At 72.0% G+C, this 14,245-nt stretch carries 13 protein-coding genes; 8 read left to right on the forward strand and 5 right to left on the reverse strand.

Annotated elements, in window-relative coordinates:
* From GL325_RS09565 to GL325_RS09600, 8 genes are all read left to right on the forward strand, one after another.
* Positions 1-1,146 (forward strand): glycosyltransferase, encoded by a 1,146-nt coding sequence (locus GL325_RS09565; RefSeq protein WP_255955935.1) that lies wholly within the window; start codon positions 1-3, stop codon positions 1,144-1,146.
* A complete protein-coding gene (locus tag GL325_RS09570; protein WP_187769390.1) occupies positions 1,143-2,216 on the forward strand; it encodes a glycosyltransferase family 4 protein in 1,074 nt (357 codons plus the stop codon). Before GL325_RS09565 ends, GL325_RS09570 begins: the two co-directional genes overlap by 4 nt.
* Positions 2,213-3,205: a glycosyltransferase gene (locus GL325_RS09575; protein ID WP_187769391.1), complete on the forward strand. Its 993-nt coding sequence runs from the start codon at positions 2,213-2,215 to the stop codon at positions 3,203-3,205. The genes GL325_RS09570 and GL325_RS09575 overlap by 4 nt, the downstream gene beginning before the upstream one ends.
* The gene (locus GL325_RS09580) at positions 3,202-4,029 is read left to right on the forward strand and encodes a glycosyltransferase family 2 protein (protein ID WP_187769392.1); all 828 of its coding nucleotides are present in this window, start codon (positions 3,202-3,204) and stop codon (positions 4,027-4,029) included. Before GL325_RS09575 ends, GL325_RS09580 begins: the two co-directional genes overlap by 4 nt.
* Before the next feature lie 28 nt (positions 4,030-4,057).
* Positions 4,058-5,056, forward strand: coding sequence for an NAD-dependent epimerase/dehydratase family protein (locus GL325_RS09585; RefSeq protein ID WP_154596853.1), 999 nt, complete (start codon positions 4,058-4,060; stop codon positions 5,054-5,056).
* Positions 5,053-5,727, forward strand: coding sequence for a hypothetical protein (locus GL325_RS09590; RefSeq protein ID WP_187769393.1), 675 nt, complete (start codon positions 5,053-5,055; stop codon positions 5,725-5,727). The genes GL325_RS09585 and GL325_RS09590 overlap by 4 nt, the downstream gene beginning before the upstream one ends.
* A gap of 56 nt (positions 5,728-5,783) precedes the next feature.
* Positions 5,784-8,267 (forward strand): DUF6351 family protein, encoded by a 2,484-nt coding sequence (locus tag GL325_RS09595; protein ID WP_187769394.1) that lies wholly within the window; start codon positions 5,784-5,786, stop codon positions 8,265-8,267.
* Positions 8,268-8,330: 63 nt separating this feature from the next.
* The gene (locus tag GL325_RS09600) at positions 8,331-8,495 is read left to right on the forward strand and encodes a DUF5302 domain-containing protein (RefSeq protein WP_187411464.1); all 165 of its coding nucleotides are present in this window, start codon (positions 8,331-8,333) and stop codon (positions 8,493-8,495) included.
* Positions 8,496-8,562: 67 nt separating this feature from the next.
* Here GL325_RS09600 and gdhA read toward each other — a convergent pair whose 3' ends face one another.
* The 5 genes from gdhA to GL325_RS09625 form a co-directional block, all read right to left on the reverse strand.
* The gene (gene gdhA / locus GL325_RS09605) at positions 8,563-9,900 is read right to left on the reverse strand and encodes an NADP-specific glutamate dehydrogenase (protein WP_222865925.1); all 1,338 of its coding nucleotides are present in this window, start codon (positions 9,898-9,900) and stop codon (positions 8,563-8,565) included.
* A gap of 126 nt (positions 9,901-10,026) precedes the next feature.
* Positions 10,027-10,980 (reverse strand): nitronate monooxygenase family protein, encoded by a 954-nt coding sequence (locus GL325_RS09610; RefSeq protein ID WP_187769395.1) that lies wholly within the window; start codon positions 10,978-10,980, stop codon positions 10,027-10,029.
* 144 nt (positions 10,981-11,124) lie between these two features.
* A complete protein-coding gene (locus GL325_RS09615; RefSeq protein WP_154596858.1) occupies positions 11,125-11,805 on the reverse strand; it encodes a sigma-70 family RNA polymerase sigma factor in 681 nt (226 codons plus the stop codon).
* A gap of 94 nt (positions 11,806-11,899) precedes the next feature.
* Positions 11,900-12,727: a DUF72 domain-containing protein gene (locus tag GL325_RS09620; protein WP_187411463.1), complete on the reverse strand. Its 828-nt coding sequence runs from the start codon at positions 12,725-12,727 to the stop codon at positions 11,900-11,902.
* Positions 12,728-12,735: 8 nt separating this feature from the next.
* Positions 12,736-14,238, reverse strand: coding sequence for an FAD-dependent oxidoreductase (locus tag GL325_RS09625; protein WP_187769396.1), 1,503 nt, complete (start codon positions 14,236-14,238; stop codon positions 12,736-12,738).
* Between the last annotated feature and the right edge of the window lie 7 nt (positions 14,239-14,245).

Consider the following 14,245-nt stretch of genomic DNA (forward strand, 5'->3'; position numbering starts at 1 on the left):
GTGACGAGGTCAGCCCTCGAGAGCCGGGCCACGGACGATCGTCCGTGGCCCGGCTCGGTCCCCCCGCCGGGCGGTGCGGCCGTGCGTGTCGCCTCCGTCCCCTCGACGCACGTCTACGTGCGTCACCTTCGGCCCCCGTCGGGGCCGAGTCCGTTCGTGCACCTGCCCGATCCCGATCCGGACCACCCGTCGCGCAGCGCCACCACGAAGTGGTGGCCGCCCGTCATGCTGCGACCGGAGTGGGCGGCGACCGCCGACTTCGACGTGTTCCACGTGCAGTTCGGTTTCGACGCGTGCTCGCCCGAGGACCTGTCCCGGCTCGTCGGCGTCCTGCGTGAGCGGGGCAAGCCGCTCGTCCTGACGGCCCACGACCTGCGCAATCCGCACCACCCCACGCGCGAGCTGCACGACGAGCAGCTCGGCGTCCTGATGGCGGCGGCCGATGCGGTCATCACCCTGACCGACGGTGCCGCCGCCGAGATCGCCCGCCGGTGGGGGCGCGAGGCGCTGGTGCTGCCGCATCCGCACGTCGTCGAACTCGACACGATGGCGCGCCTGCGCCGCCGGCGCGAGGCGTCGAGGCCGAGCGAGTTCCGCATCGGCCTGCACATCAAGAGCCTGCGCCAGAGCATGGACCCCCTTCCGGTGCTGCGGGTCCTCGACGAGACGATCCGGGAGCTGCCCGGTGCCGTCCTGCAGGTGAACGGGCACCACGACGTGCTCGATCCCGACGGCGCCCGCCGCGAGCCGGTCATCGCGCAGTGGCTGGAGCAGGCGAGCGCCGAGGGACGCGTCGACCTGCGGGTCCACGACTTCCTCCCCGACCGCGACCTGTGGGACTACCTGGCCGGCCTGGACCTGGCGGTCCTGCCGTACCGTTTCGGCAGCCATTCGGGCTGGCTCGAGGCCTGCCGCGACCTGGGTACGACAGTCCTCGCCCCGACCTGCGGGTACTACGCCGACCAGGGTCCCGTGTTGTCCTTCGGGTTCGACGAGGCGCGGTTCGACGCCGCTTCGCTGGCAGACGCCGTCCGGCACGCGTACCGGACCCGGCCCGCTCACGGTGCATCGGTGGACGAGCGACGTGACCAACGGATCGAGGTGGCTCGGGCCCACGACCGCCTGTACCGCGAGCTGCTGGCATGAGCGGCCTGAGGATCTGCCTGATCGCCTCCAGCCGCTTCCCGATCCGCGAGCCGTTCGCCGGCGGGCTGGAGTCCCACACCCACGCGCTGGCCCATGAGCTGACGGCGCGCGGGCACGAGGTCACGCTCTTCGCCGCGCCGGGCTCCGACCCGCGGCTGGGCACGCGGCAGCTGCCCGTGCAGGCGTTCCCGCCGGGCTTCGTCGGGCGACCCGACATCTCGGTCACGCCCGAGAACTGGATGGCCGAGCACCACGCCTACCTGGGGCTGATGCTGGAGCTCGCGGCGTCGGGACGACAGCGGTTCGACGTCGTCCACAACAACAGCCTGCACCACCTGCCGGTCGCGATGGCCTCGACGCTCGCCGTGCCCATGGTCACGACCCTGCACACGCCGCCCGTGCCCTGGCTCGAGTCGGCGCTGCACTACGCGTCGGCGAACAGCGCGTTCGTCTCGGTCAGCCGCTTCACGGCGCTGGCCTGGGCGCATGCCGTCACGAGCACGACGATCCTCAACGGTGTCGACGTCGACCGGTGGCAGCAGGGCGCGGGCGGAGGACCGGCGATCTGGTCGGGCCGGATCGTCCCCGAGAAGGGGCCGCACCTGGCCATCGACGCGGCTCGGCTGGCCGGGATGCCGCTCGTGCTCGCGGGGCCGAGCCTGGACCGCGCGTACTTCGACGCCGAGATCGCCCCGCGGCTCGGCGGGGACGTCACGTATCTGGGCCACCTCGACCACGACCACCTGCGCAGGGAGGTGGCCGCCGCCCGGGTCGCCGTCGTCACCCCGACGTGGGACGAGCCGTACGGCCTCGTCGCCGCGGAGGCGCTGGCCTGCGGCACGCCCGTCGCCGCGTTCGCTCGTGGCGCGTTGCCCGAGATCGTCGACGAGACCGTCGGCGCGCTGGCGGTGCCGGACGACGTGGCCGACCTCGCGCGGGCGATGGAGCACGCCGCCGGCCTCGACCGGTCGCACGTGCGGCGTGTCGCGGTCGAGCGGTGCTCGATCTCGGTGATGGTCGACCGTTACGAGCAGCTCTACGACCAGCTGGCCCCGCGAGCGGCGGCATGATCGGCTACTACGTCCATCACGTCGGCAGCGGTCACCTGCACCGGGCCACGGCGCTGGCCGCTGCGCTCGACGTCCCCGTCACGGGGCTGTCGTCCCTGCCGCGTCCCGCGGCGTGGACCGGTGACTGGATCGAGCTCGACCGTGACGACCTGACCGCGCGGACGGCCGGTGACACCGCGGAGGGCTTCTTGCACTGGGCGCCGTACGGCGAGCCCGGGCTGCGCAGCCGGATGGCCGCCGTGTCGTCGTGGATCGGTGCGGCTGCTCCCGAGCTGGTGGTCAGTGACGTCTCGGTCGAGATCGCGTTGCTGGCGCGACTGCACGGGGTGCCCGTGATCTCGGTGGTCCTGCCCGGGGACCGGTCGGACCGGGCGCACCAGCTGGGTTACGCCGCCTCCACCGAGCTGGTCTCGTTCTGGCCGCCGAGCGCCGAGGGCATGGCGATCGGGGCCGGGGAGCGACTGCGGCCGCTGGGGGCGCTCTCGCGGTTCACCGCGCCTGACGAGGTGCCGCAGCGTTCGTCGTCGAGCCGGCGGGTGGTCGTGCTCAACGGCCGCGGCGGGGGAGGCCCCACGGCGGCGCAGCTGGACGAGGCGCGCCGCCAGACGCCGGGGTGGCAGTGGGAGATCCTCGGCGGGTCCGACGGCCCGTGGCTCGCCGACCCGTTCCCCTCGATCCGTGACGCCGACGTCCTCCTGACCCACGCGGGCCAGAACGCGATCGCCGAGGTCGCCGCCGCCCGGCGCCCGGCCATCGTGGTCCCGGGCGCCCGGCCCCACGACGAGCAGCGGACCACGGCCGGCGTCCTGGCCTCGGGCCCGTGGCCCGTCGTGGTCGAGCGCGAGTTCCCGTCGACCGGCTGGGCCGAGCGGCTCGACCGGGCCGCCGGACTGGACGGCCGGGACTGGGCGCCCTGGTGCGACGGACGGGCGGCGGAGCGCTTCGCCGAGGTCGTCGCACGGGTCACGCAGGTGGCCTCGGTCCGATGACCTCCGTCGCTGTCATCACGGTGGTCCACGGCCGTCACGAGCACCTGACGGCCCAGCACCGGTCGCTGTCGGCGAGCACCCGGTGCCCCGACGACCGGGTCGTGGTGGCGATGGGCGACCCCCGGTTGCACGACTGGGCTCCCACGGGGGCACCGGCGCCGCGCGTCCTGCCGATCGACGTCGGCCCTCAGGGGCTGCCGCTCGCAGCGGCGCGGAACCTCGGTGCGCAGGCGGCGATCGACCGGGGGGCCGACGTACTCGTCTTCCTCGACGTCGACTGCCTCGCCGCGCCGACGCTCGTCGCGGACTACGCCGACGCCGTCACGGCCGAGCCGCAGCGGCTGTGGTGCGGACCGGTGACCTACCTGCCGCCGGCGCCGGCCGGCGGCTACCCGCTGGCCGACCTCGAGTCCTGGGACGACCCCCATCCGGCTCGCCCGGCACCCGCGGCCGGCGAGCGGATCCGCGGCGGCGATCCCGACCTGTTCTGGTCGCTGTCCTTCGCGCTGCACCGCGACACGTGGACCCGCAGCGGGGGGTTCTGCGAGGAGTACGTCGGGTACGGCGGCGAGGACACCGACTTCGCCCAGTGTGCCGTCGCCGCCGGCGTCGAGCTCGGCTGGACCGGAGCGGCCCGGGCCTTCCACCAGCACCACCCGGTCGAGCGTCCGCCGATCCGCCACCTGGACGACATCCTCCGCAACGGCGCGATCTTCCGGCGCCGCTGGGGCCGGTGGCCGATGCAGGGCTGGCTGGACGCGTTCGCCGAGCGCGGCCTCGTCGAGCGCCACGGGGACGACTGGGTCGGGACGACCGGCGTGTGAGGGGCCTCGGAGCGGGTACGTCCCCCGCATGAAGATCGTCATCACCGGCGCGTCCGGGAACATGGGGTCCGCAGCCCTGCGCGAGCTGTCGGCGGACGGCCGGCACGAGGTGATCGCCCTGGCGCGACGGCGCCCCGAGGTCGAGAACGCCGGAGCCGCCTCGGTGCGCTGGCACGCCGCCGACGTCTCGCGCGACGACCTCTCGACGATCTTCACCGGCGCCGATGCCGTGGTGCACCTGGCGTGGAAGTTCCAGCCGACGCACCGTCAGGACGTCACGTGGCGCACCAACGCCGTCGGTACGCGCCGCGTGCTCGACGCCGTCGCCGAGGTGGGCGTCCCGGCGGTGGTGTGCGCCTCCTCGGTGGCGGCGTACTCACCGGTCGACCACGACACCCCGGTGGACGAGACCTGGCTGACCGACGGGGCGTCCGAGGCGACGTACTGCCGCGAGAAGGCCTACGTCGAGCGCACCCTCGATGCGTTCGAGGCCGCTCACGCGGACGCCCGCGTCGTGCGCCTGCGGCCCGCGTTCACGTTCCAGCGCTCCGCGGCCAGCGAGCAGCGCCGCATCTTCGGGGGAGCCCTGGCGCGCCCCGGCCTGCTCGATCGCCGGCGGATCCCGATCGTCCCGGTGCCTTCGGGACTGAGGCTGCAGGCCGTCCACGCCGGGGACGTCGCGCGGGCCATCGCGGCCGCCGTCGAGCGACCCGTCTCGGGCGCCTTCAACCTGGCGGGGGAGGGCGTGCTGCGCCGGGACGAGATCGGCGACCTGATGGGCGCGAAGACCGTCGAGGTACCCCCGGCGGTGGTCCAGCGAGGACTCGACGCCGCGTGGCGCGTGCACGCCCTGCCGGTCCCCGGCAGCCTGTTCAACGCGCTGATGCACGTCCCGCTGATGTCCACCGACCGCGCCCGGACCGAACTGGGCTGGTCTCCGCGTCACTCCGGCCGCGACGCGGTCAACGCCCTGCTGGAGGGCATGCCGCAGCGCGCCGGCAGCACGATGCCCCCGCTGCACCCGTGAACGGCCGCGTCATGGAGTCCGCGACGGGAGTCGCCGCCTCGGCGGCCGGTCAGCTGCTGGGTGCCGCGACCCGACTCGGGTCGGCGCTGCGCCGGGCACCGAAGCCGCTGCACCCGCGCGGGTCGGTGTGGCAGGGCGAGGTCGTCCGCGTCGGCACCCTGCTGCCCACCGGTGTGCCGTGGCTGGACGAGCCGGGCCGCGATTCCGCCCTCGTGCGGGTGTCTGCGGCGATCGGCCTGCCGCACGGCTGGCCGGACCTGCAGGGTGTGGCGATCCGGCTGCCCGATCAGCAGGGGGCCGACCTGCTGCTGGGCAGCACGGGCGCGGGCCGACTCAGCCGCTTCCTGCTGCGTCCCGTCCGACCGTCCAGCCGGCACCTGACCTCGACCCTGATGCCGTACCGCGGTCCGGCCGGACCGATCCTGCTGGCGGCCGTGCAGACGCAGCCCGAGGAGTACGTGCTGCTGCGTGCCGAGGGGACGGGCGAGTGGATCGGCTTCGCGCACCTGCGGCTGCTGCACGAGATCGACGAGGAGCCGTCGTACGACCCGATCCGCCGTCCGCTGCCCGGGCTGCGGAACTACTCCTGGGTGACGCGGCTGCGCGCCCCGGCGTACCGCGTGGCTCGCCGCGCGCGGGGCGAGGCGGAGACCCCCCGGGTGACAAGGTGATGTAGGTCACCGTAGGGTGCCCGGAAGTGGTCTCGGGCCGTCCTTGGGAGTCAGGCATGCGTGCTCTTCACCGTCTCGTCCGTCCCGTCCTCGTCGCGGTCGCGGGGACCGCGCTCGTCGCGGGAGCCGGTGTCGCCGCCGAAGGAGCGGCCCGGCCCGGTGAAGCCCTGCGCATCGAGGTGCTGTCCAGCGCGGCGCACCAGGTGTCGGCCGGCGACGCCCTCGTCGAGGTGCGTGTCCCGCGGCGGGTCAGGCCCGCGGACGTGGTGGTCCGAGCCGGCGCGGCCGACGTCACCGATGCCTTCGACCTCACCGCCGACCGCACGCTGGTCGGTCTGGTGAGCGGCCTGCGCGAGGGCAGGACCACGCTGCGTGCCGACGTGCGTCGAGGTGCCAGGGTGGGGGCCCGCCCCGCCTCGGTGCGGGTCACGAACCACCCGGCCGCCGGGCCCATCTTCTCGGGACCGCACCAGCAGCCCTTCGTCTGCACCACGGCGCGAGGTCGATTCGACGGGCGCAAGATCCTCGGCCAGCCGATCGTGGACAACCAGGACCGTCAGGGCATCGCGGTGGCGCGGCAGGACGCGAACGGCGACTACCCGCAGGATGCGCGCGGCTATCCCACCGCCGCGGCACAGACGGTGGGCTGGAGCGCGAACTGTGCCGCCGAGCGCCGGATCGGGTACGTCTACCGCTCGACGACCGACGATCGGTTCCACTGGCTCGACGACCCGGCGAACGCGCCGGCCGACACCGCGACCACGACCACCGACGACGGGCGGCAGGTGCCGTTCGTCGTGCGCTGGGAACGCGGCACGATCAACCGCTTCATCTACAGCATCGCGGTGCTGGCGCCGGTCGGCGATGCCGATCCGGAGCGCCCCGACGGGGCGTTGTGGAACCGCCGGCTGGTGTTCAGCTTCCAGGGTGGCGTCGCGATCGGGCACACGCAGGGCACCACGAGCGACGATGCGATGCTGCCGGCGGAGCTGCTCGGCCAGGGGTACGGCGTGATGTGGTCCAGCGGCACCAGGACCAGCACGCACTACAACCTCCAGTTGGGCGGCGAGACGGCGCTCATGCTGAAGGAGCGGGCCGTCGAGGCCTACGGGGTGCCCGACTACACGGTGGCCGTGGGCGGGTCGGGCGGGGCGATCCAGCAGTACGTCTACGCCCAGAACCATCCGGGCATCATCGACGCGGCGATCCCGCAGTACTCCTATCCCGACATGGTCACGCAGGTGATCCACGTGGGCGACTGCGAGCTGCTGGAGCACTACTTCGACGCGACCGATCGGACCAACGCGAAGTGGAAGGACCCCGAGGTCCGCCAGGCGATCATCGGCCTCAACGGCACGAAGGAGCCCAAGAACCTCTCCGCGGGCGAGATCGCGCAGTGGAACCAGCTGTACGGTGCGATGCAGGCGCTCGGCTACCAGGTGATGGACCGGGCGCCCGGCTCCGCGGCGCCTCCGCTGTCGGAGTGCAAGCCCGGCTGGTTCGGGCTCACACCGCTGGCGCTCAACCCGACGTTCACCGACGTGGACGACCTCGACCAGCTCGCCCAGGGCACCGACGGCGTGGAGTGGACGCACTTCGCCGACCTCGTGAACGTCTACGGCACCGGGCCCGACGGATACGCCCGCGTGCCGTGGGACAACGTGGGCGTGCAGTACGGCCTGCAGGCGCTGAAGGACGGTGTCATCACCCCGGCGGAGTTCCTCGACCTCAACGCGAAGGTCGGCAGTTGGAAGGAGTCCCGGGACATGGTGACCGAGGGGGCACCGTTCGCGGGCCCGACGACACCGCAGAACTTCGATCCGTGGAGCTCGCGCAACATGAAGCTGAGTCCCGGCGGCGACGCGCCGGCTCCTCGCCGCGAGGGGGACCTGCGGGCGATGCGTGCGGCCTACACCTCGGGCATGCAGTTCCAGGGCGACATCGACATCCCGATCATCGACCTGCGTCCGTACCTGGAGGACGAGCTGGACATGCACAACACCCAGCAGTCGTTCGCCACCCGTCAGCGGATGCTCAACGTCGACGGCGACGCGTCGAACCAGGTGATCTGGTTCACCGACGCCCGTCCCGCGCAGGACTACGACCCCACCCTGCGCGCGTTCGAGGTGATCGACGAGTGGATGGCGAACATCGCGAGGCATCCGCGCCGCGGGGTGTCGGGCAACAAGCCGCGCCGTGCCGTCGACACCTGCTTCACGACCACCGGCGACGTCATCGCGGCCGGGTCGAGGGTGTGGAGCGGGATCATCGACACGCGGTCCGCGGGGGAGTGCACGCAGCGCTTCCCGATCTACTCGACTTCGCGTCGCGTCGCCGGTGCGCCCTTCGAGGGCGGCATCTGGAAGTGCGCCCTGCAACCGGTCTCGAAGGCGGCGCGATCGGGACTGTACGGCTCGTGGAAGCCGACCCGCGAGGAGCTCGCCCGGTTGCAGCAGGTCTTCCCCGGCGGTGTCTGCGACTACCGCAGGCCCGATGCAGGGAAACCCGCCGGCAGGCACCACGCGTGGTGGCAGCACTGAGGGACACGGCTGTCGCTCCGGCCGGTGCTGGGGCTACGTTGGAGACAACCTGAGGAGGCCGCAGTGACTGACGCAGAAGATGTGAAGGCCAAGTTCCGCGAGGCGCTCGACAAGAAGAAGGAGCGCCACCACGCCACGGCCGAAGGGGCCGAGCACGACGGCAGTGAGAAGTCGCACGGCGCCGCCAAGCCGATCGACCAGCCGGAGTTCCGCCGCAAGTCGGTCTGACCCGGCGCACACCGAGAACGCCCCGGATCCGTGAGGATCCGGGGCGTTGTCGTCTCGCGAGGAGGGGTCAGATGACGCCGAGCGCGAGCATCGCGTCGGCCACCTGGGTGAAGCCGGCGATGTTGGCACCCGCGACGTAGTTGCCCGGCGCCTCGTACTCGTCGGCGGTGGCCAGGCAGCGGTCGTGGATGCCGCGCATGGTCTCGGCGAGTCGGTCCTCGGTGTACTCGAACGACCAACGGTCGCGCGACGCGTTCTGCTGCATCTCCAGGGCGCTGGTCGCCACGCCGCCGGCGTTCGCGGCCTTGCCCGGCGCGAACACGATGCCGGCCTCGCCGAACAGACGGATCGCCTCGGGGGTGCAGGGCATGTTCGCGCCCTCCGCGACGATCGTGCAGCCGTGACCGGCCAGCGTCTTGGCGTCGGCCTCGTCGAGCTCGTTCTGGGTCGCGCAGGGCAGCGCGATGTCGCAGGGCACGTTCCAGATCGAGGAGTCGTTCACGAAGCGGGCGCCGTCGCGCTGGTCGGCGTACTCGCTGATCCGCGCCCGGCGCACCTCCTTGATGTCCTTGAGCAGATCGAGGTCGATGCCCTTCTCGTCCACGACGTAGCCGCTGGAATCCGAGCACGCCACGACCGTGGCACCGAGCTGTTGCAGCTTCTCGATGGCGTACGTCGCGACGTTGCCCGAGCCCGACACGACGACGCGCTTGCCGTCGAAGGAGTCGCCCCGGGTGCGCAGGATCTCGCCGGCGAAGAAGACCGTGCCGTAGCCGGTCGCCTCGGTGCGCACGAGGGAGCCGCCCCACGTGATGCCCTTGCCCGTGAGGACGCCGGACTCGTAGCGGTTGGTGATCCGCTTGTACTGGCCGAACAGGAAGCCGATCTCGCGGCCGCCCACGCCGATGTCGCCCGCGGGGACGTCGGTGTACTCGCCGATGTGGCGGTACAGCTCGGTCATGAACGCCTGGCAGAAGCGCATGATCTCGCCGTCGGAGCGACCCTTGGGATCGAAGTCCGAGCCGCCCTTGCCGCCGCCGATGGGCATCCCGGTCAGGGAGTTCTTGAAGATCTGCTCGAACCCGAGGAACTTGACGATGCCCAGGTAGACGCTCGGGTGGAACCGCAGGCCACCCTTGAACGGGCCGAGGGCGGAGTTGAACTCGACGCGGAAGCCGCGGTTGATCTGCACGTGTCCCTGGTCGTCGACCCACGGGACCCGGAAGATGATCTGACGCTCCGGCTCACACAGCCGCCGGATGACGGCGGCGTCGGTGTAGGCCGGGTGCTTCGTCACCACTGGCCCGAGGCTCTCGAGGACCTCGTGGACGGCTTGGTGGAACTCAGTCTCGCCGGGGTTCCGGTGGAGCACTTCGTCGTAGACCTTGCCGAGCTTCTCGTGCAAACTCACCAGGCTTCATTCCTGTCTGCTTCGGTACGTTCAATTGTTACGCTCAGATATCGTCCTTGCAGATCAAGCCTGCCCTACCGCCTCGAGGCGAGGACTCCCGCCCCGGGCGGCGGCCGGGGTTCAGACTGGGACGGCGGCCAGCAGCTCCCGCCGCGCCTCCTCGTACTCGCGACGCAGCCGGGCCACCAGATCGGCGGCGGGGACGGTCGCGTCGATCACGCCCAGGCCCTGGCCGGCGCCCCAGATGTCCTTCCAGGCCTTGGCGTCGCTCGTGCTGCCCGAGCCGAAGTCCATCGTCGTCGGATCGCCCTGCGGGAGGTTCCGGGGATCGAGCCCGGCGGCCTCGATGCTGCCGCGCAGGTAGTTGCCGTGCACGCCGGTGAAGAGGCTGGAGTAGACGATGTCGTCGGCCGAGCTGTCGACGATCATCTGCTTGTAGTCGTCGACGACGTTCGCCTCGTCGGTGGCCAGGAACGCCGAGCCGACGTAGGCCAGGTCCGCGCCGGCGGCCTGGGCGGCGAGCACCGACCGGCCGTGCGCGATGGAGCCCGAGAGCAGCAGAGGGCCGTCGAACCACTGACGGATCTCCTGGAGCAGCGCGAAGGGGGAGAGGGTGCCCGCGTGGCCACCGGCGCCGGCCGCCACGGCGATCAGGCCGTCGGCGCCCTTCTCGATCGCCTTGCGGGCGAACCGGTCGTTGATGATGTCGTGCAGCACGATGCCGCCGTAGGAGTGGACCGCGTCGTTGATCTCCGGACGCGCGCCCAGCGAGGTGATCACGATCGGCACCCGGTGCTCGACGATCGTGGCCATGTCCTCCTCGAGCCTGTTGTTGGACCGGTGCACGATCTGGTTCACCGCGAACGGTGCGGCGTCGGTGCCCGCCAGCTCGTCCTCGATCCGGTCGAGCCACTCGCCCAGCATCGACGCCGGCCGGGCGTTCAGCGCGGGGAAGGAGCCGACGATGCCGGCCTTGCACTGCGCGATCACCAGATCCGGTCCCGAGGCGATGAACATGGGTGAGGCCACCACGGGGAGCGACAGGCGGTTCTGCAGGACGGCGGGCAGGGACATGGTCGACCTCCGAGGGCGATGGGAAACGGCAACTGCAACTCGTTGCATAGTAGAGCGGCGTGAGAGCCGCCACAAGCACCGTGCGCGACGACGCCCCCTCCCTGGCGTGGGAGAGGGCGGGACGCGTGCTGCGACGAGGCGCCGTCAGGCCGCCGCGAGGTCGGGATGGTGGCGCAGGGTCGACAGCACCTTGGAGAGCCGACGCGAGACCTGCATCTGGCTGATCCCGAGGCGATCGGCGATCACCTGCTGCGTGAGGCCGTCGACGAACCTCCAGTGCAGCAGTCGACGCTCGTCCTCACCGAGCTCGCGCAGCGGACGGGCCACGGACATCCACTCGACGAGGAAGTCGAGGTTGTCGTCGGCGTGCGCGAACTCGCGACGGCCGTGGCTGATGTCGTCGACGGAGTCGGGCTGGAAGCACCCGCGCGCCACCACCGCGTCGCGCAGGTCCTCGGGCTCGACACCGATGCGCGCGGCCAGCTGGTCGAGGTTCGATGACGTGACCTCGGGGAGCTGCTCGCTCACGATCAGCGCCTGGATCTCCTGGACCCGGCGCGGCGGGCGCACCATCCAGGCGCGGTCGCGGAAGTGACGCTTCAGCTCACCTTGGATCGTGGCCGAGGCGAAGGGCGGGAACGGCCCCTGATCGGAGTCGTAACGGCGGGCGGCCTTGACCAGGGCCAGGCGCGCGACCTGCTCGAGATCCTCCAGGTCGACACCGCGCCCGGTGAAGCGTCGAGCCAGGGCGGTGGCGAGGCTGAGGTGTCCGAGTACGAGGTCGTCGGCAGCCGAGAGCGGGGGGTGGTCGTACAACGCAGTCATGGATACTCCGCATCGCTGGAGGTACCGAGTGGCTGTGGCTTCAACCGTTTTCCAGCCTCACACGGCCCACGGGGGTCGGCAACAGGAGCAGTGCTCAGTCGGCGCGCAGGCGATCCAGCAATCGCTCGGCATCGTGGGGCGCATGTCCCTCGGAGTCGTTGTCGAAATAGACGTGGACGTCGAGGCCCTCGTCGCGGCGGCGTCGGCACCAGTGGCCCCACTCGTCCAGGGACCGGTCCGAGTAGCGACTCGCGTACAGGCGGGTGTGTCCGTGCAGGCGTGCGTAGGCGATCGTCGAGGACGGCAGGTCGAGCACCGGCCAGGGGCGGGGCGCGTCGGTCCACACGCCGGCCACGTCGAGGTCGCGCAGTTGGGCGGCGTACTCGGGCGTCGCGAACGAGGGGTGCCGCACCTCGAGTGCGTGGTGGATCGGACCGTCGGCGCGCGCCTGCGTGACGGCCCGGCCGGGCCCCAGTCGGTCGTCGTGCCGCTCGGCGAGCTCCGCCGCTTCGGCCATGGTGCGGGGCAGCAGCCGCAAGAACGCCCCGAGGACGTCGGGGTCGTAGACCGAGGTCGCCGGCAGCTGCCACACGATCGGGCCGAGTTGCTCGCCCAGCTCCAGCACCCCCGAGGCGAAGAAGTTGGCCAGCGCGGTCTCGACGCGGACCAGCTTCAGCAGGTGGGTGACGTACCGGCTGCCCTTGAGGGCGAAGGAGAACCCCGGTGGCGTCTGCTCGGCCCAGCGGGCGAACGTGGTCGGCCGCTGCAGCGAGTAGAAGGTGCCGTTGACCTCGACGGAGGTCAGCCGACTCGCCACGTGCTCGAGCTCGCGCCGCTGGACGAGTCCCTTCGGGTAGAAGTCGCCGCGCCAGGACGGGTAGCTCCAGCCGCTCACGCCGATCAGGTACCGGGCATCGGCCACCGTCGGCCTCAGTCGTCCGACTCGTCGGCCAGGCGGGCCAACGGCCGGGTGGCGGGCCCGTTCAACACCTCGCCCTCGGCCGAGAACCGCGAGCCGTGCAGCGGGCAGTCCCAGGACTGCTCGACGTCGTTCCACCGGACCACGCCGCCGAGATGGGTGCACAGGCCCTGGACCCGGCAGACTCCCGCCTCGGTGCGGGACTCGGCCACGATCCGCGCACCCTCGCGGTGCACCGCGCCCTGTCCGGGCTCGAGCTGCCTGCGCTCCGCGGTGACGGCCCGCGCCACCCCGGTGACGGTCTCGCGGGCGACCCCGGCGTTGATGTGGGCGCGGCCACGGACCGACACGAGGGGCGACGAGTGGTCGGCGACGTCCTTCATCCACGCGACGGGGGAGCCGAGGATGTCCTGGGCGATCGCGATCGCCGCGGCGGTGCCGTTGGTGAAGCCCCACTTGGCGAAGCCCGTGGCGAACCACATGCGGCCGCCTCCGCGGGGCATCCGGCCGTAGCGCGGCAGACCGTTGCCGGTCGTGTAGTCCTGGGCCGACCAGACAGCCGTCTCCTGGACGCCGGAGAAGTGCTCGGTGGTCCAGGTGCGGATCGCCTCGACGTGCTCGCGCTCGGAGGCGGTGCGGCCGACGCCGTGGCCGAACCCGCCGACCAGCAGGACGGACCGGCCGTCGTCGGTGAACGCGTCGCGGATGGACACCGACGGGCTGCCGGCCGACAGGGCCATGAGGCGCGGCGGGTTGCCCATCTCGTAGGCGACGACGTAGGAGCGCTGGGGTTCGAGGTCGCTGAAGGCCAGACTGCGGTCGAGGATCGGGGCACCCGTGGCCACCACGATCGACTCGGCGGTGATCTCGCGGCCGTCCGTCAGCTTCGCGCGTGGATGACCGACCTTGCTCACGTGCTCGACCCGGGCGCCCTCGACGAGGGTGCCGCCGTTCTCGCGGTACTCGGCGGCGAGCGCCTGCAGCAGCGAACCCGGGTCGACCTGGGCCTGGCCGGGCAGGACGACGGCGCCGTGGGTGGGGAAGGGGACGTCCAGGTCGTCCTCGGTCCACTCGACGGGCAGCCCCAGCGCCTTCGCGGCGACGTACTCGGACCGGGCGGAGGAGACCTGGGTGGGGCTGGCAGCGAAGGTCGCGGCGGGCCGGCGATCGATCCGCACGCCGTGCTCGTCGGCGAACTCGGTCAGCCAGTCGAAGCCGACGCGGTTCGCCTCGACGTAGGTGCGCACGGTCTCGCGGTCGTGGTCCTTCAGCAGGCTCGACAGTCGCGTGCCCTGCAACAGGCTGACCTTGGCGCTGCTGTGTCCGGTCGATCCCGCGCCCACGTAGCGGGCCTCCACCACGCAGACGCGCCGTCCGGCCCGCGCGAGCAGCAGGGCGGTGGTCAGGCCGACGACCCCCGCCCCGATGACGAGGTCCTCGCAGGCGTCGGGCAACTCGTCGCTGGGTCCGACAGCGGCGGGGACCTCCCACACGGGGCGGTTGTCGTCGATCATCGACACC

Source organism: Aeromicrobium sp. 636 (assembly GCF_024433585.1).
Lineage (GTDB): Bacteria > Actinomycetota > Actinomycetes > Propionibacteriales > Nocardioidaceae > Aeromicrobium > Aeromicrobium senzhongii.